Origin of the sequence: Streptomyces sp. NBC_00503 (genome assembly GCF_036346895.1) — a bacterium.
Classification (GTDB): domain Bacteria; phylum Actinomycetota; class Actinomycetes; order Streptomycetales; family Streptomycetaceae; genus Streptomyces.
Map to the genome: position 1 here is coordinate 5,141,570 of NZ_CP107855.1, position 17,320 is coordinate 5,158,889.

Genomic DNA, 17,320 nt, shown 5'->3' on the forward strand with positions numbered 1-17,320 from the left:
ATTTGCCGGAGAAAGACCGTACGGCACCCCTGCCGACGATCTGGCGGAGGACGATCCTACGATTGTCCCCCGGGGGCGCATCAAGGGTCTCATGAGGTCATATGCGCCGGAGTGCGGTCCCAGTCCTCGGGCAGTGCCGGCACTCCCCAGGCGGGGTCCGGCCGCCAATCCTGCCAGCCGTCGCAGAACGGCGGCCCCCAGGCCTTGATCAGCTCCACCGCGGCCCGCCCCGCGTCCTGGACCCGCCGGGCCTGCTCGCCGTCCATCAGACCCGACCGCTGGGCCTGCGCGAACTCGTCCTCGTCCCGCCATTTCCACGTGCGGTCCGGATATACGGAGATGTCGAGGAAGTGGTCCTCGGAGTCGACCCCGCCGGACCAGCGGGAGCGGGGCTCCTCAAGATTCACGTACCAGCTCTTGAAACGCCAGCCGTGTTCCCAGAACAGCCACACCGACCACGGTTCCCCGGGGCGCGCCAGCTTGAGGACGCCCGCCCCGAACCAGCGCGAGCGCACGGTGGTGCGCGGCGCGGTGTACCGGGTGGCGAGCGGCTCCTCGTGGACGGGGGTCCCGTCGGCGAGCACCGGCTTGACGCATTCGGTGCCCGGGGCCATCCACACGGCGAGGAGCTCGTCGGTGTCGCGCACCACGGTCACGGGCCGGCAGATGTGGACCCCGCCCTCGAGCCCGGGCGCGTGGTCGCGGTAGCGCCACAGGATCTGCTCACCGGGCAGCCAGTGCCCGCCCGGCGCGGAGTCCCGTTCCGGGCCCCGCGCTCTGCCGCCCCCGCGGCCTCCGTGACCTGTCATGCGGAGATCTTAGGGCTGGGGCCCGGAACCTGGCCGCCGGGCAGGTCGCCGAGGTGTCCGGGGACGGGAAACGACCGGATCCGGACCCCTGTGCGGATCCGGACCGGCTGGTTCAGGGGTGGGTCATCCGCAGGACGTCCAGGGCCTCGTCGAGCTGTTCGAGGGTGAGGTCGCCGCGTTCCACGTAGCCGGATTCCAGGACGACCTCGCGGATCGTCTTGCGCTCCGCCACGGACTTCTTGGCGACCTTGGCGGCCTCCTCGTAGCCGATCCAGCGGTTGAGCGGGGTCACCACGGAGGGCGAGGATTCGGCGTATTCCCTGGCCCGTGCCGTGTTGGCGGTGATTCCGTCGACGGTGCGGTCGGCCAGCAGGCGGCTGACGCTGCCGAGCAGGCGGATCGATTCGAGGATGTTGCGGGCCATCACGGGGAGCATCACGTTGAGCTCGAAGTTGCCCGCGGCGCCCGCGACCGCCACGGCGGTGTCGTTGCCCATCACCTGGGCGGCGACCATCAGGGCGGCCTCCGGGACCACCGGATTGACCTTCCCGGGCATGATCGAGGACCCGGGTTGAAGATCCGGCAGATTGATTTCGGCCAAACCGGTGCGCGGTCCGGAAGCCATCCAGCGCAGGTCGTTGCAGATCTTGGTGAGCGAGACGGCGACCGTACGGAGCATCCCGGAGGTTTCCACCAGCGCGTCCCGCGCGCCCTGGGCCTCGAAGTGGTTGCGGGCCTCGGTCAGTGGCAGTCCGGTCGCCGCGGCCACCTCGGCGATGACGGCGGCGGAGAAGCCGGGCGGGGTGTTGATCCCGGTGCCCACCGCCGTGCCGCCCAGCGGGAGTTCGGCCAGCCGGGGCAGCGCCGCCCGCAGCCGTTCGACGCCGTAGCGGAGCTGGACCGCGTACCCGCCGAACTCCTGGCCCAGGGTGACCGGGGTGGCGTCCATCAGGTGCGTCCGCCCGGCCTTGACCACCGCGAAGAACTCGGCGGCCTTGCGCTCCATCGCCTCGGCCAGGTGCTCCAGGGCGGGGATCAGCTCGCGGGTGACGGCGGCGGTGGCGGCGATGTGGATGGAGGACGGGAAGACGTCGTTGGAGCTCTGCGAGGCGTTGACGTGGTCGTTGGGGTGGACGGGGCGGCCGAGCCGCTCGGTGGCCAGGGTGGCGATCACCTCGTTGGCGTTCATGTTGGACGAGGTCCCGGAACCCGTCTGAAACACGTCGACGGGGAAGTGCTCGTCCCAGCGTCCCTCGGCGACCTCGGCGGCCGCCGAGGCGATCGCGGAGGCGATGTCCTCGTCGACCACGCCGAGCCGGGCGTTGACGGCGGCCGCCGCGGCCTTGATCCGGGCCAGCGCCTCGATGTGGGCGCGCTCCAGGCGCTGTCCCGAGATGGGGAAGTTCTCCACCGCGCGCTGGGTCTGAGCTCGCCATTTGGCGTCCGCCGGGACGAGTACCTCGCCCATCGAGTCGTGCTCGATCCGGAACCCGGCGGGGGGCTGCTGGGACTGCTGATTCTGGGTCATGTGTGGTGCCTCCTCAAAAAGTTGAGCAATTGTCTTGTTCGGACTGTTCCCAACTCGCTTACCGGCCAGTAAATACCGGGGGTAACACTGATATCCGGGAGGCGTTCATGGCACGTGCCCGTACACAATCCAGGCTCAGATCTACCTTCGCCGCCGGCGCGGCGGTCGCGGCCGTCCTCGGCGGAGTCACCGCCATCACCCCCATGGCCCACGCGGCGACCGCCGCCGGGTCCTCGGCGACCCCCCTCTCGCCCGAACTGGAGGCCATCCGGGCGGCCGAGGCGACGAGCATCTACGGAGACTCCGCGATCCGCCCGCTCGCGGACCGCAAGACCGGCCTGATCTCGCTCGGCGACAGCGAGATCTCGGGCGAGGGCGTCGGCAACTACGACCCCGCCACCAACACCTCGGCCAACCAGTGCCACCGCTCGCCCGACTCGGCGATCCACCGCACCGGCATCCCGGCCGACTTCACCTTCAACGTGGCCTGCTCCGGCGGGTACACCGGCAACATCAGGATCGGCGGGAGCAAGCAGTACCCCGACGAGCTGGTCCAGAGCGACAACCTCGCCATCAAGGCCCGCAACACCAAGATCAAAATGGTGCTGCTGGTCGCCGGGGCCAACGACGACCTGCAGTTCGGCCCGGTCATGACCGACTGTGTCACACGCTGGGTGCTCAGCCAGGGCACCTGCGAGCCCAAGTACGGTCCGGGCTGGCAGGCGCGCGTCGACGGCCTCAAGCCCAAGGTGGAGTCGACGATCGCGGACCTCAAGACGGTCATGCGCGACGCCGGCTACGCGGACTCCGACTACAAGCTGGTCGTGATGGGCTACCCCAGCCCGATCGGCCCCGACTTCAACGACAACCCCGACTTCCCGGGCAAGCTCCCCGGAGGCTGCGCAGGCTACGACTCCGACGCCGCCTGGGGCCGCAACTACGCCGTGCCCACCTTCGAGAAGGGCATGCGCGCGGCCGCCCTCGCCGCGGGCGCGACCTACCTCGACAACTCGAGGCTCTTCAACGGCCACGAGGTCTGCATGGAGGACACCTGGGCCCGCGGCCTCTACCTGGACCTCGGGGACCACTTCCCGTGGGACGAGAACACCGCCCGCCAGTCCTTCCACCCGAACTACCGCGGCCACGGCGCCTTCGCGTCCTGCCTGACCCAGCTCTACACCTCCGGCCTGCGCGAGGCCTCCTGCGCCGACCCGGCCAGCACCGGCACCCCCGTCCTGCAGGCCGGGGCCTGGGACGACCTGTACAAGCCGCTCAAGAACGAGGCGACCGGCAACTGCCTCGACGCCAACGGCGGCTCCAGCGCCAACAACACCAAGATCATCGCCTGGGACTGCCACGGCGGCAGGAACCAGGGCTGGTGGTACGACTCCGCGCAGAAGTCGATCCACATCCAGCTGACCCAGGACCGCTGCCTCGACGCCCCCGCCGGCAACTACGGCAACGGGACCGCGCTGATCATCTGGAACTGCCACGGCGGCCCCAACCAGCAGTTCGTCCGTGACGGAGCCACCATCCGGCCCTCCGCCGCCCCGGGCATGTGCCTGACGGTGGCCGCCGCCCACGAGCCGCTGCGCCTGCAGACCTGCAACGGCTCGGCGAACCAGCGCTTCGTGTAGGACCCCTGTCCGGCCTGCACCTCGTCAGACCTGTAACCCCGTCAGATCAGCCCCCCGCATCCGGCCGGCGCACCCCGGCCGGATGTTCACCTGATTTCTCCTGGGACGCACAGGGCTCCAGCCCAGGGAGGAATGGGTCCTTGATTTGGGCCGCGTAGCGGCGGAGCGCGCTGCACATCCACTGCGAGCTGCGCTTTCCTGGATTGTCAGTGGTCCCGTTTAGGTTGATCGAGTGACGACAGCGCAGATGGCCGCCGAGGATGCCGGGCATGCCCGGTACACCTACCGGCTTCGCGTGTCGTCCACCGCTCGTGCCGCTCTGGAAGCGGAGTGGGCGCGGTGCCGGTGGGTCTGGAACGAGTGCTGCGCCCGGTCCAAGAAGGCGCATGCCGAGGAGGAGAAGTGCGGTCCGGCCCGGCTGGACAAGATGCTGACCGGGGCCCGCAGCGTGAACGGGTGGCTGCGTGAGGGCAGCAGCGTTCCGCAGCAGCAGCTCATCCGGGACTTCGGCAAGTCCCGCGCCAAGGCGCTCAAGGACATCAAGGCCCGGCTGCCGATGCGGCAGCGGGCCGGGATGCCGAAGTACAAGAAGAAGCACCAGGCCGACCTAAGCCTCAACTACACGCAGCGCGGCTTCCGGATCAAGGGCGGCCGCCTGCGACTGGCGGGCGGCATCGCCGTAACGGTGGTGTGGTCGCGCGATCTCCCGGCGGACCCGTCCTCGGTGCGGATCCACCGCGACAGTCTCGGCCACTGGTACGCGTCCTTCGTCGTCCCCGCCGAAGTGCGGCCGCTCCTGGAGACGGGTGCGGTGATCGGGATCGACTGGGGTGTGAAGGAGACAGCGACCACGACCAGCGACGCCCACGACCTTCCCCACGCGCAGCACGGGAAGAAGGCTGCCGCCGGGCTTGCCCGCTACCAGCGGATGATGGCCCGGCGCAGGCCCCCGAAGGGCAAGGCCGGATCTAGGGGCTACCGGCAGGCGAAGCGGCAGACAGCGAAACTCCACCAGAAGATTGCACGCCAGCGTGAGGACACGGGTCGCAAATGGGCCAAGTCGGTGGTCCGGGATCACGACCGGCTCGCCGTCGAGGACTTCCGGCCGAAGTTCCTCGCCAAGTCCACCATGGCGAAGAAGGCAGCCGACGCGGCGATCGGCGCCACCAAACGGGCACTGATCCACATGGCCCGCAAACACGGCCGCGAACTCCACCTTGTCCACCCCGCGCACACCACCATGGACTGCGCACAATGCGGAGCGAGAACCAAGCACGCACTACCACTCTCGACACGTACCTACACCTGCACCGCGTGCGGAGCCGTGTCCCCACGGGACAAGAACTCCGCACACGTCATGCTGGTCCGGGCTGGTCTCAACCCGGCTGGTGCTGATCTTGTAAGACCTGGGGTCGGGGCAGGAGGAGTTACCGGGATTCGAGCTGCTTCCGTACCGCCCGGGGCCGGTTGGTGATGATCGTGTCCACGCCCAGGTCCAGGCACAGTTCCACGTCCGCCGGCTCGTCCACCGTCCACACCCGCACCGACAGCCCCTTGGCCTTCAGCCGGCCCACCAGTCCCGGGTCCCGGCGGACGAGGTCGATGCCCGGACCCGCGTGGGTGGCGTACGGGGGCCTCACCGGGCGGAGCCTGCGCTCCATCAGGTACACGGCCGGCAGGCCCGGGGCGAGGCGGTGCATCCGGGTCAGCGCGGCCCGCGAGAAGCTCATCACCTCGACGCGGCCGGCGGAGCCGTCGGCGAGGCCGTGCTCGCGCAGCACCCGTACGAGCTCGGCCTCCAGCCGGCCGCCCGCCCGGGTCGGATGCTTCGTCTCGACGGCGAGCCCGACGGGGTACGGCGCGGCCAGCGCCTCACGGAGCAGGTCCTCGAAGAGCAGCACCGGGGCCCCGGCGTGCGCGGCCCCCTTCCAGGCGCCGAAGTCGAGGCCGCGCAGCTCCTCGTAGGTCATCTCGGAGACGACCCCGCGCCCGTCGGAGGTCCGCTCGATCCGCCGGTCGTGCACGCACACCAGCCGCTGGTCGGCGGTCAGCCGCACGTCGCACTCGAGCGCGTCGGCCCCGTCGGCGATGGCCTGCCGATAGGCGGCCAGGGTGTGCTCGGGGTGCTCGTGGGAGGCCCCGCGATGAGCGATGACCCGCGTGCCGCGGGCCGTGGTGAGGGAGGAGGTCGTCACAGCCATACGGAAATCCTTGCAAACCGGGGTGAACGCGCAGGCGCGGGGTCGTGTCCCCGACGTTAACTGGATGCGGTCCCCCTCCGGGGCAGGGCAGGGTGGCGCCATGCCGGATCCGACGACGTTGACCCTGTACTGCGAGCCCTGCCCGCGCTGCGCCCTGCACGCCTGGCAGCGGATCGAGCGGGGCCGACTGCTGTGGACGTCCGAGTGGAGATGTGACACCTGCGGCTTTGGCGCCCCCGAGCCGTGGAACCGCAGCGAAGGGCAGGGCCGGCCTCCCGAGGAGGTCCGCGCGGCTCTGGTGGTGGCCGAGGGCACGGTCCTGCTCCGTGTGGGCGGTGCGGGCGGTGCGGGCCTGAGACTCCTTCGCGATGCCCTCGGGCTGACGATGCAAGAGCTCCTCACAGCCGTCCGCGACGGCTACGACGCCACCCCCGTGGAGGCCCGGTTCCTGACGGGGCTGCTCAGCGGGGCTGGGTAGTCAAGGGGGCCGAGGTGACCTTGAAGCCGCCCTGGACGACCTCGGTGAAGGGGGCCGGGGCCATGCAGGTGCCGACCGTGGCCTGGGTGGCCGTGAGGTCGGGGTGTACGTCGAGGTTGGCCACGCCCCAGGAGAAGCCCACGCGGTCGGGCTCGCCGTGGCGGCCGTCCTGGACGCTGATGCCGATCCGCATGCCCTCCCAGCCGACGTTCGAGGTCTCGACCACCGCGGTCAGCGTGGCCGTCCCCCCACCGGTGACCAGGCAGTCCACCTTCGCGCGGGAGACGGCGGCGAAGTCCGACCCGTGGACGCCGTGGTGGACGGTCACCCAGCCGCTGGCGTCCGTCGGCAGGCCCTTCTCGGCGTTCTCGAGCTTGAGGGGTTGGCTCCAGGGGTCCCCGTCGGCGTCGACCGTGAAGCGGATGTCGTCCTTGGGGGAGAAGGGGTAGAACACCTTGCCCGCGCCGTGCACGGAGGCGGGCTTCGGGGCCGACGGCGCCGCCGGGGCGGGGGCCGCCCCGATCAGGGTGGCGAGGAGCGCGGCGGATCCGGCGAGGGCGAGGGCGAGGGTGCGGGTGCGGTTATTCATGGTGAACTCCCCTTGGGCATCGGCTGTTCGGGTGTGGGAACAGCCTCGCCGGGAGCCCGCCCGTGATCCATCTGCCGATCGGCGGACATGCGAGAGGGCCCCTCCGCCGATCGGCGGAGGGGCCCTCGGGCCAGTCTGTTACAGACCCGGGCCGCGGACCGGGATGTGGGTGAACGTCGGCTCCGGGGCAGGGTTCTGGAAGAAGTCGTTGCCCTTGTCGTCGACCACGATGAAGGCCGGGAAGTCCTCGACCTCGATCTTCCAGACCGCCTCCATGCCGAGCTCCTCGTACTCCAGGACCTCGACCTTCTTGATGCAGTCCTGGGCCAGACGGGCGGCCGGGCCGCCGATGGAGCCGAGGTAGAAGCCGCCGTGCGCGGCGCACGCGTCCGTCACCTGCTGGGAACGGTTGCCCTTGGCCAGCATGACCTTGGAGCCGCCCGCCGCCTGGAACTGCTCCACGTAGGAGTCCATGCGGCCGGCCGTGGTCGGGCCGAAGGAGCCGGAGGCGTAGCCCTCGGGGGTCTTCGCGGGGCCCGCGTAGTAGACCGGGTGGTCCTTGAGGTACTGCGGCATCTCGGCGCCCGAGTCGAGGAGTTCCTTGATCTTGGCGTGCGCGATGTCGCGGGCCACGACCAGCGGGCCGGTCAGGGACAGGCGGGTCTTGACCGGGTGCTTGGTCAGGGTCGCGAGGATCTCGTCCATCGGCTGGTTCAGGTCGATGGAGACGACGTCCGCGGAGTCGTTCAGGTGCTCGTCGGTGGTCTCCGGGAGGAAGCGGGCCGGGTCGCGCTCCAGCTGCTCCAGGAAGACGCCCTCGGCGGTGATCTTCGCGGTGGCCTGGCGGTCCGCCGAGCAGGAGACCGCGATGGCGACCGGGAGGGAGGCGCCGTGGCGGGGGAGGCGGACCACGCGGACGTCGTGGCAGAAGTACTTGCCGCCGAACTGCGCGCCGATGCCGATCCGCTGGGTCAGCTCGAAGACCTGCTGCTCCAGGGCCTCGTCGCGGAAGCCGTGGCCCAGCGCGGAGCCCTCGGTGGGCAGCTCGTCCAGGTAGTGGGCGGAGGCGTACTTCGCGGTCTTGAGTGCGTGCTCGGCCGAGGTGCCGCCGACCACGATCGCCAGGTGGTACGGCGGGCAGGCCGCGGTGCCCAGCGAACGGATCTTCTCCTCCAGGAACTTCATCATGGAGGCCTCGTTGAGGACCGCCTTGGTCTCCTGGTAGAGGAAGGACTTGTTGGCGGAGCCGCCGCCCTTGGCCATGAAGAGGAACTTGTACGCGCCGCCGTCGGTGGCGTACAGCTCGATCTGCGCGGGCAGGTTCGAGCCGGTGTTCTTCTCCTCCCACATGGTGATCGGGGCCATCTGCGAGTAGCGCAGGTTCAGGCGGGTGTACGCGTCGTAGATGCCGCGCGAGAGCGCCGCCTCGTCACCGCCCTCGGTGAGGACGTTCTGGCCGCGCTTGCCCATCACGATCGCCGTGCCCGTGTCCTGGCACATCGGCAGGACGCCGGCCGCCGCGATGTTCGCGTTCTTGAGCAGGTCCAGCGCCACGAACTTGTCGTTCGCGCTGGCCTCGGGGTCGTCGATGATGCGGCGCAGCTGCGCGAGGTGCGCGGGGCGCAGGAAGTGCTGGATGTCGTGGATCGCCTCTTCGGCGAGCTTGCGCAGCGCCTCCGGCTCGACCTTGAGGAACGTACGGCCGTCGGCCTCGAAGGTCGAGACGCCCTCCGCGGTCACCAGCCGGTAGGGGGTGTTGTCCTCGCCCAGGGGCAGCAGGTCGGTGTACGCAAACTCTGGCATGACGGCAGTCATTCCCTCACTCGGCAGACGGCGCTGGCGACCAATTGGCAGCGCGGTATCCAGCGTAGGACCTCCGCCGGGACGTTTGTCTGTGAGGTAAGGCTCACTGGGCACCGGCCGAGGAGTATCGCGATCTATCGTGTCTCGCTATGCTGGGTGGTGTGGACCTGGAAAAGCACCCCTCCGCCCCCGCGCCCGCCCCTGCCGGACTGCGCGCCTCCGACGCCGACCGGGACCGGATCGCGCAGATCCTCGCCGACGCCCTCGCCGAGGGCCGGCTGACCTCCGAAGAGCACTCCGACCGCCTGGACTCGCTGTACGAGCTGAAGACGGTCGGCGAGCTGGACGTACTCGTACGGGACCTGCCCGCGCCCGGCGCCGCCGCCGGGCAGCAGCCCCCGTACGCCGCCGCGGGGTACGCGGGGCCGCAGCAGCTGACGGAACTCCCCGCCGAGACCCTCGTCGCGGTGTTCAGCAGCTCCTCCCGCAAGGGCCGCTGGCGGCCGGGCGCGAACACCCGCGCCGTCTCCGTCCTCGGCGACATCACCATCGACCTCACCGAGGCCGTCTTCCAGCAGCAGGTCACCGAGATCAACGTGACCTGCGTCCTCGGCAACGTCGAGATCCTGGTCCCGGAGAACGTCACGCTGCGCGGCTACGGCAGCGGGGTCCTCGGCAACCTCGAGGTGCACGGCGAGGGCCGGGGCGGCGAAGCCGACCCGCAGGCCCCCGTCGTGATCGTCCGCGGCTTCGCCCTGCTGGGCAACATCGAGGCGCGGCACAAGCGGGGCGCCCGCCTGGTGGACCTGGCGCGGGGGCTCGGCAAGCGGGCCGGGGACGAGGGAGAGACGACCTAGGCCGTCGCCGTAGGGGCTCCCGGGAGCCCGTGGGCGCCGTCGGGTTTCGGTCGAACCGTCCGGATCGGCGGCACTGGGTGCATAGGGGCGCGCACAGCGGGTAGGGACAGGTGCATCGTCTCTCGCTCGCGTATACGTCGTCAGGAGTAGACCGTGCCGCATCCGCCGCGCCAGTCCCTGCAGGTAGCCGCCGTCCAGACTCTTCGGGGGCGGCCGACGGCGGCCGTACCGAAGCCGCGGGTGCCGGCCAGGGAAGAGGACGGGCCATGGCACGCGGACGCGGTGTGCCGGCGCGACGAGGCCGGGCTGTTCTTCGCCCCCTCCAAGGAGCCGACCGCGGCCCGGCTGTCCCGCGAGGACGCCGCCAAGCGGGTCTGTGCCCGCTGCCCCGTGATGGTCGCCTGCCGGGAGCACGCACTGCTCCAGCCCGAGCCCTACGGGGTCTGGGGCGGGCTCACCGCCGCCGAGCGCCGGGTGGTGCTGGCGCGGCGCCGCCGCCGGGCGGGGGAGCTGCGCGAAGCCTCGTAGGCGGACGGGCGGGCTGAGGACACACGACAAGGGGCGCTCCCGCCGCACGCGGGAGCGCCCCTTCCTGCCGTGCCGTGCCGCGCCCTGCCCCGGGGCGCAGCGCCGTTTGCGGCCCCGGTCCTACTGGGCGCGGTCGAAGTCGATCGCGCTGTACGCGCGGAGCTTCGAGAGCCGGTGGGTGGAGTCGATCTGGCGGATCGTGCCCGACTTCGAGCGCATGACCAGCGAGGAGGTCGTGGCGGTCTCGGAGCGGTAGTGGACGCCGCGCAGCAGCTCGCCGTCCGTGATGCCGGTCGCGACGAAGAAGACGTTCTCGCCGGAGACCAGGTCGTTGGTGTGCAGGACGCGGTCCAGGTCGTGGCCCGCGGCGATGGCCTTCTGGCGCTCGTCCTCGTCCTTGGGCCACAGCTTGCCCTGGATGGTGCCGCCCAGGCACTTGATGGCGCAGGCCGAGATGATGCCCTCGGGGGTGCCGCCGATGCCCAGGAGCAGGTCGACGCCGGTGCCCTCGCGGACCGCCATGACCGAGCCGGCGACATCGCCGTCGGAGATGAACTTGATGCGCGCGCCGGTCTCGCGGATCTCCTTGACGATGCCCTCGTGACGGGGGCGGTCGAGGATGACCACGGTGACGTCTTCCACGGCCATGTTCTTGGCCTTGGCGACGCGGCGGATGTTGACGGACGCCGGGGCGTTGATGTCGACGAAGTCGGCGGCCTCGGGACCGGTGACCAGCTTCTCCATGTAGAACACCGCGGACGGGTCGAACATGGTGCCGCGGTCGGCGGCGGCCAGGACGGCGATGGCGTTCGGCATGCCCTTGGCGTTCAGGGTGGTGCCGTCGATCGGGTCCACGGCGATGTCGACCTCGGCACCGGTGCCGTCACCGACCCGCTCGCCGTTGAAGAGCATCGGGGCTTCGTCCTTCTCGCCCTCGCCGATGACGACGACGCCGTTCATCGAAACGGTGGAGATCAGGGTGCGCATGGCGTTGACCGCGGCGCCGTCGGCGCCGAGCTTGTCGCCGCGCCCGACCCAGCGGCCCGCGGCCATGGCGGCGGCCTCGGTGACCCGGACGAGCTCCAGTGCGAGGTTGCGGTCGGGTGCCTCCGGAGAGACTTCGAGCTGAGGCGGCAGGTTGTGCTCGGTCATCGGAGCGCACCTTTCTGTACGGCGACGGCCGGGAGTGAGGGTCCCTGGACTCTATCGGTACGTCGACATATTGAGCAGACCGGGTCACGTATGAGCGGTATATCGGTCAGCCGTTTGTCCTGAGCGGACATCTTGCGCCCCCTGCGGGACGCGACACGGACCCCGGCGGTGATCGCCGCGGGCGATGCGGGACCATGGTCCGGTGGCAGGTATGAAAGGCAAGCAGACGATTCGGGACATGGTCCTCTCGTTGGTGGTGATCGGTCTCGTCGTGGGCGGGATCTACATCTTCATCCCACATGACGAGAAAGCCGATCCGACGCGGGTGATCGACTACCGCGTCGAGAAGCTCACGGCCCGGCGTGCGGCCCCGTACCCGGTGGCGGCCCCCGTCGGGCTGCCGCAGGAGTGGCGGGCGACCTCGGTGACGTACGACGGGAAGGAAGCCAGCTCCTGGCACCTGGGCTTCCTGGATCCGCAGAAGCAGTACGTGGCGATCGAGCAGTCGACGGACACCACGGCGGGCTACATCGGCAAGGTGACGCGCAAGGCGGCGGCCACCGGGCAGACGCAGCAGGTCGGCGACCGGACCTGGGAGCGCTGGGACGGCGAGAAGTACGACGCCCTCGTACGCCGCGAACAGGGCTACGTCACCGTGGTGACGGGCACGGCCTCCTTCGAGGACCTCGGAGTGATGGCCGCAGCCCTGGAATTCAAGCAGGGCCCCGAACAGCCGCAGCAGTAGCGGCAGGGCGCGGCGCAGGTACGCGAAAGGCCGCGTGCTCCGGAGATTTCCGGGGTACGCGGCCTTTGTCGTCGGCGGCTCGGGCCCGGGGGGTCGGGCCGGCTCGGACGGTTGCTCGGGGTCAGACGGTCGTGATGACCTGGTCGAAGTCCAGGCGGGGGGAGCGGGGGAACCAGGCGTCCTCGCCCGGCTTGCCGATGTTGATGACCATCAGCGGGGTGTGGTCGCCGTCCAGGAACTCCTTCTCGACGCCGGCGAAGTCCAGGCCGGTCATCGGGCCGGCGGCCAGGCCGGCGGCGCGGATGCCCAGGATGAAGTAGGCGGCCTGCAGCGAGGCGTTGACCAGCGCGGACTGCTCGCGGACCGGACGCTGGGAGAAGAACATGTCCTTGGCCTGCGGGAAGTGCGGGAGCAGCTGCGGGAGCTCCTCGTGGAACTCGTTGTCCGCGGACAGGATCGCCACCAGCGGGGCGGCCAGGGTCTTGGCCTGGTTGCCCTCGGCCAGGTGCTTCACCAGGCGCTCGCGGGCCTCGGGGGAGCGGACCAGGGTGATGCGCAGCGGGGTCTGGTTGAAGGCGGTCGGGCCGAACTTCACCAGGTCGTAGATGGCCTGGATCTGCTCGTCGGTCACCGGCTCGTCGGAGAACGTGTTGGCGGTGCGCGCCTCACGGAAGAGGAGGTCCTGAGCGGCGGCGTCGAGAACGAGAGACATCGGAAAGCCTTCTTCTGTACGGAAATGCGAAGCGATGTCCCGACTCTACGACGGAGATAGATGAAAATTCAACTAAACCGGGGTGGAGGTGAGCGAGGTCACTCCCGGGTCACCGCCCGGTAATCCCCCGCGTGCCCGGGTCGCCCCGAGGTCGCCCCCGGGTTGCCCGGGTTACCCCCAGGTCACTCCCCGCCGTCCCCGCCGTCCCCGTCGGGCCCCGCCGCATCCCGTGCCGCCAGCGCCGAGTCCAGCCGGGCCCGGGCGCCCTCCAGCCAGTGGCGGCACACCTTCGCGAGCTCCTCGCCGCGCTCCCAGAGCGCGAGCGAGTCCTCCAGGGAGGTCCCGCCGGCCTCCAGCTTGCGGACGACCTCGATGAGTTCGTCCCGGGCCTGCTCGTATCCCAGCGCCGTTTCGGTTCCGGCCATTCCCGCTCCCAGTTCAATGTGTGTAATGCAACGACTTTGTGGTTGAGGCGTGTGCCGCCCCGGGCGTCGTCCTAGGCGCCGCCCTCAGCGCCACCCGCCTGCGCGTCCTCGGAGACCCGCACCGCGAACTCCCCCTCCGCCACCCGCGCCCGCAGCACGTCGCCCGCCGCCACGTCCTCGGGCGAGCGCACCACGTGCCCGTCCGCCCGCTGGAGCACCGCGTACCCGCGCTCCAGCGTGGCCGCCGGAGACAGCGCCACCACCCGGGCCAGCGTGTGCGCCAGCTCCGAATCCGCCCGGTCCAGCAAGTGGCCCAGGGTCCGCCTCGCACGCGCCAGCAGCGCGTCCAGCTCGGCCTCCCGGGTCTCCACCATCCGCTGCGGGTGGACGAAGACCGGCCGGGCCAGCGCGTGCGCGAGCCCCCGCTCCTCCCGGTCGAGCAGCCCGCGCACGGCGCGCAGCCCCCGGCCCTGGAGCTGGCGCACCCGCTCCAGCTCCTCGCCGACGTCGGGGACCACCTTCTTCGCCGCGTCCGTGGGCGTGGACGCCCGCAGGTCCGCGACCAGGTCCAGCAGCGGGGAGTCCGGCTCGTGCCCGATCGCCGAGACCACCGGCGTACGGGCCGCCGCGACGGTCCGTACGACCTCCTCGTCGGAGAAGGGCAGCAGGTCCTCCACGCTGCCGCCGCCGCGCGCCACGATGATCACGTCCACCTCGGGCATGGCGTCCAGTTCCCTGACCGCCTCGATCACCTGGGGTACCGCGTGCACCCCCTGGACGGCCACGTTGCGGACCTCGAAGCGGACCGCCGGCCACCTGCGCCGCGCGTTCTCCAGGACGTCGCGCTCGGCCGCCGAGGCCCGCCCCACCACCAGCCCGATCAGCTGGGGCAGGAACGGCAGCGGCTTCTTGCGGTCCAGCGCGAAGAGCCCCTCCGAGGCCAGCGAGCGCTTGAGCCGCTCCAGCCGGGCGAGCAGCTCGCCGATCCCGACGGGCCGTATCTCCGTGGCCCGCAGGGACAGCTGCCCGCGCGGGGCGTACCACTCGGGCTTGGCGAGTACGACGACGCGCGCGCCCTCCGTCACGGAGTCCGCGACCTCGTCGAAGACCTGGCGGAAGCAGGTCACGCTGAGGGAGATGTCGTGCGAGGGATCGCGCAGCGTCAGGAAGACCACCCCCGCTCCCGGTCTCCGCGAGAGCTGCGTGATCTGCCCTTCCACCCACACCTGGCCGAGCTTGTCGATCCAGCCCCCGATGAGCCGGGACACCTGACCGACCGGCAGCGGCGCGTCAGCCGACGTATTCAGACCCATGCACGCAGGTTAGGCGGTCTCACCGACACCGGTGTCGGGCCCGGGCCCCTCGGAGCCCGCGCGTCGCCCGCGCTGGGCCACCAGTACCCCCAGGCCCACCAACAGCCACACGGCCCCCACCACCTGCGCCGTCCACGAGGCCTCGACGATCACCGCGACGGTCACGGCGGCGCCGAGCACCGGCATCACCAGGTGCTTGAACCAGTTCGGGGCGCCCTCGCGCCGCTTGACGACGAACCAGCCGACCACCGAGGCGTGCAGCAGCGTGAACGCCACCAGCGCGCCCACGTCGACCACCGAGACCAGGTGGTCCAGGCCGTCGTCGCGCCGGGCCGCCCACACCGCCGCGATCAGCGTCACCGTGGCCGCGACCAGCAGGGCCGTACGCGGAGTGCCGTGCGAGGTACGGGCGAGGAGGCGCGGCAGCCGCCGCTCGCGGGCCATCGCGAAGAGCAGCCGGCCGGCCGCCGCCTGCCCGGCCAGCGCCGCGAAGGCCGCCCCGATCGCCTTGCTGACGGCGACCAGGTCGTGCAGCCAGCCCCCCACCGAAGCCTCGACCGTGGTGTAGAAGGCCGGTCCCTGCAACGCCGGGTCGGCCGCCAGCTCCGCCGAGGAGACCGGCGTCAGCAGGGCCGCCAGATAGGTCTGGGCGATGAACAGCACCCCCGTCAGCGCCAGGCAGAACAGCACCGCCCGCGCCACCTTGGCGCTGCCCCCCGTCACCTCCTCGGCGAAGGAGGCGATGGCGTCGAAGCCCAGGTACGACAGGACCGCCACGGAGACCGCGCCGAGCACCGCCGCCGTCGAGAAGCCCAGCGAGCCGTCGCCGGTGAGCGGGGAGAGCCAGCCGCGCTGCGCCCCGTCCCGGACCAGCACGCACGCCGCCGAGACCAGGAACACCAGCAGGACCAGGATCTCCATGGCCAGCACGGCGAAGCCCACGCGCGCTGCCGCCCGTACGCCCCACAGGTTGAGCAGAGTGGTCACGGCCACCGCCAGCGCCGTCCACACCCACCGGGAGACCTCCGGGACCAGGGCGTGCATGGCGATCCCGGAGAAGAGGTACGCGACCGCCGGGATCAGCAGGTAGTCGAGCATCGCCATCCAGCCGGCGATCAGGCCGGGGCCCTCGCCGAGGCCCTTGCGGGCGTACGTGAAGACGGAGCCGGCCTGCGGGGCCACCCGCACCATCTGGGCGTACGAGAAGGCGGTGAAGGCCATCGCGACCGTCGCGGCGAGGTAGACGAGGGCGACGGCGCCGTGCGATTTGGCGTCGAGGGTCCCGAAGACGCCGACCGGGGCCATGGGGGCGATGAAGAGCAGTCCGTAGACGACCAGGTCGCGGAAGCCCAGGCTCCGCGTCAGCGCGGCAGCGGGCCCGGGCGCACCGCCTCCGGACGGTCCGGGGGCGTCGGGCGTCGTGCTGGAATCCGTCGCGGACGCCATCGTTCCTCCGGGGGACAGTCGGTACGGACGTTCGACCCAGTCTGTGTCGAACGGGGGACGTCCGGCCTCCTGGAGACCCCCGTACGATGGAGCGTATGACTGCTCCCGCCCCTGCTCCCGCATCCCGCCGCGTCCTGCTCGCCGCCCCCCGCGGCTACTGCGCGGGCGTGGACCGAGCCGTGATCGCCGTCGAGAAAGCCCTCGAGCAGTACGGTGCGCCGGTCTACGTACGCCACGAGATCGTGCACAACAAGTACGTGGTCCAGACCCTGGAGAGGAAGGGCGCCATCTTCGTCGAGCGGACGGAGGAGGTGCCGGAGGGCTCCATCGTGATGTTCTCGGCGCACGGGGTGGCCCCCGTGGTGCACGAGGAGGCGGCGCGCGGCAAGCTCGCGACGATCGACGCGACCTGCCCGCTGGTCACCAAGGTGCACAAGGAAGCGATCCGGTACGCGAACGAGGACTTCGACATCCTCCTCATCGGCCACGAGGGCCACGAGGAGGTCATCGGCACCTCCGGCGAGGCCCCGGACCACATCACCATCGTGGACGGCCCGCACGACGTGGAGAAGGTCACCGTCCGCGACGAGTCGAAGGTCGTCTGGCTGTCGCAGACCACCCTGTCGGTCGACGAGACGATGGAGACGGTCGACGCGCTGAAGACCAGGTTCCCGCTGCTCGTCTCGCCGCCCAGCGACGACATCTGCTACGCCACCTCGAACCGCCAGGAGGCGGTCAAGGTGATGGGCAAGGACTGCGACCTGGTCATCGTCGTCGGCTCCAAGAACTCCTCGAACTCGATCCGGCTGGTCGAGGTCGCCCTCGACGCCGGCGCGAAGGCCTCGTACCTCGTGGACTTCGCGAGCGAGATCGACGAGGCCTGGCTGGAAGGCGTCACCACGGTCGGCCTGACCTCGGGCGCCTCGGTGCCGGAGGTGCTGGTCGAAGAGGTGCTGGAGTGGCTCGCCGCGCGCGGGTACGCGGACGTGGAGATCGTCAAGACGGCCGAGGAGTCGATCGTCTTCTCGCTGCCCAAGGAGCTGCGCCGGGACCTGCGCGCCGAGGCGGCGGAGCTGGTCTCCGAGAAGTAGGCGGGT

The 17,320-nt window shown here is 70.8% G+C and carries 17 protein-coding genes; 7 read left to right on the plus strand and 10 right to left on the minus strand.

What is annotated here, in order from left to right; genetic code table 11:
• Positions 1-89: 89 nt before the first annotated feature.
• Together fomD and OG490_RS24000 are read right to left on the minus strand one after the other, a co-directional pair.
• The gene (gene fomD, locus OG490_RS23995) at positions 90-809 is read right to left on the minus strand and encodes a cytidylyl-2-hydroxypropylphosphonate hydrolase (protein WP_330298341.1); all 720 of its coding nucleotides are present in this window, start codon (positions 807-809) and stop codon (positions 90-92) included.
• 112 nt (positions 810-921) lie between these two features.
• On the minus strand, positions 922-2,337 hold the full coding sequence (locus OG490_RS24000; protein WP_330298342.1) for a class II fumarate hydratase: 1,416 nt from the start codon (positions 2,335-2,337) through the stop codon (positions 922-924).
• Between the two features lie 107 nt (positions 2,338-2,444).
• On the opposite strand from OG490_RS24000, the gene OG490_RS24005 reads away from it, so the two are divergent.
• Both OG490_RS24005 and OG490_RS24010 read left to right on the plus strand, forming a co-directional pair.
• A complete protein-coding gene (locus tag OG490_RS24005; RefSeq protein ID WP_330298343.1) occupies positions 2,445-3,974 on the plus strand; it encodes a ricin-type beta-trefoil lectin domain protein in 1,530 nt (509 codons plus the stop codon).
• A 247-nt stretch (positions 3,975-4,221) separates the two neighbouring features.
• Positions 4,222-5,448: an RNA-guided endonuclease InsQ/TnpB family protein gene (locus OG490_RS24010; protein ID WP_330301038.1), complete on the plus strand. Its 1,227-nt coding sequence runs from the start codon at positions 4,222-4,224 to the stop codon at positions 5,446-5,448.
• Here the strand turns inward: OG490_RS24010 and OG490_RS24015 are convergent.
• A complete protein-coding gene (locus OG490_RS24015) occupies positions 5,402-6,175 on the minus strand; it encodes a glycerophosphodiester phosphodiesterase (protein WP_330298344.1) in 774 nt (257 codons plus the stop codon). The genes OG490_RS24010 and OG490_RS24015 overlap by 47 nt on opposite strands.
• Positions 6,176-6,275: 100 nt before the next feature.
• Here OG490_RS24015 and OG490_RS24020 point away from each other — a divergent pair, with 100 nt between their 5' ends.
• Positions 6,276-6,653, plus strand: a complete 378-nt coding sequence (locus OG490_RS24020) for a hypothetical protein (protein WP_330298345.1) — start codon at positions 6,276-6,278, stop codon at positions 6,651-6,653.
• Here OG490_RS24020 and OG490_RS24025 read toward each other — a convergent pair.
• Both OG490_RS24025 and OG490_RS24030 read right to left on the minus strand, forming a co-directional pair.
• A complete protein-coding gene (locus OG490_RS24025) occupies positions 6,637-7,242 on the minus strand; it encodes a hypothetical protein (protein ID WP_330298346.1) in 606 nt (201 codons plus the stop codon). The genes OG490_RS24020 and OG490_RS24025 overlap by 17 nt on opposite strands.
• Positions 7,243-7,380: 138 nt before the next feature.
• A complete protein-coding gene (locus OG490_RS24030; protein ID WP_330298347.1) occupies positions 7,381-9,045 on the minus strand; it encodes a fumarate hydratase in 1,665 nt (554 codons plus the stop codon).
• Positions 9,046-9,206: 161 nt separating this feature from the next.
• Between OG490_RS24030 and OG490_RS24035 the strand changes: the two genes are divergently transcribed.
• Complete coding sequence (locus tag OG490_RS24035) at positions 9,207-9,902, plus strand: DUF1707 SHOCT-like domain-containing protein (protein ID WP_330298348.1); 696 nt, start codon at positions 9,207-9,209, stop codon at positions 9,900-9,902.
• Between the two features lie 153 nt (positions 9,903-10,055).
• Complete coding sequence (locus OG490_RS24040; RefSeq protein ID WP_443065863.1) at positions 10,056-10,430, plus strand: WhiB family transcriptional regulator; 375 nt, start codon at positions 10,056-10,058, stop codon at positions 10,428-10,430.
• A gap of 120 nt (positions 10,431-10,550) precedes the next feature.
• On the opposite strand, the gene glpX is transcribed toward OG490_RS24040, so the two are convergent.
• Positions 10,551-11,582 (minus strand): class II fructose-bisphosphatase, encoded by a 1,032-nt coding sequence (glpX, locus tag OG490_RS24045; RefSeq protein ID WP_330298349.1) that lies wholly within the window; start codon positions 11,580-11,582, stop codon positions 10,551-10,553.
• Between the two features lie 211 nt (positions 11,583-11,793).
• Here glpX and OG490_RS24050 point away from each other — a divergent pair, with 211 nt between their 5' ends.
• Positions 11,794-12,327 (plus strand): DUF4245 domain-containing protein, encoded by a 534-nt coding sequence (locus OG490_RS24050; protein ID WP_330301040.1) that lies wholly within the window; start codon positions 11,794-11,796, stop codon positions 12,325-12,327.
• Between the two features lie 121 nt (positions 12,328-12,448).
• On the opposite strand, the gene OG490_RS24055 is transcribed toward OG490_RS24050, so the two are convergent.
• From OG490_RS24055 to OG490_RS24070, 4 genes are all read right to left on the minus strand, one after another.
• A complete protein-coding gene (locus OG490_RS24055) occupies positions 12,449-13,039 on the minus strand; it encodes a malonic semialdehyde reductase (RefSeq protein ID WP_330298350.1) in 591 nt (196 codons plus the stop codon).
• Positions 13,040-13,221: 182 nt separating this feature from the next.
• Positions 13,222-13,464 carry an exodeoxyribonuclease VII small subunit gene (locus OG490_RS24060; protein WP_330298351.1) on the minus strand — a complete coding sequence of 81 codons (243 nt, stop codon included), beginning with the start codon at positions 13,462-13,464 and terminating at the stop codon, positions 13,222-13,224.
• 71 nt (positions 13,465-13,535) lie between these two features.
• Positions 13,536-14,777 (minus strand): exodeoxyribonuclease VII large subunit, encoded by a 1,242-nt coding sequence (gene xseA, locus OG490_RS24065; protein ID WP_330298352.1) that lies wholly within the window; start codon positions 14,775-14,777, stop codon positions 13,536-13,538.
• 9 nt (positions 14,778-14,786) lie between these two features.
• Positions 14,787-16,223, minus strand: coding sequence for an APC family permease (locus OG490_RS24070; protein WP_330298353.1), 1,437 nt, complete (start codon positions 16,221-16,223; stop codon positions 14,787-14,789).
• Between the two features lie 86 nt (positions 16,224-16,309).
• Here OG490_RS24070 and OG490_RS24075 point away from each other — a divergent pair, with 86 nt between their 5' ends.
• Positions 16,310-17,314, plus strand: a complete 1,005-nt coding sequence (locus tag OG490_RS24075; RefSeq protein WP_330298354.1) for a 4-hydroxy-3-methylbut-2-enyl diphosphate reductase — start codon at positions 16,310-16,312, stop codon at positions 17,312-17,314.
• Positions 17,315-17,320: the final 6 nt, after the last annotated feature.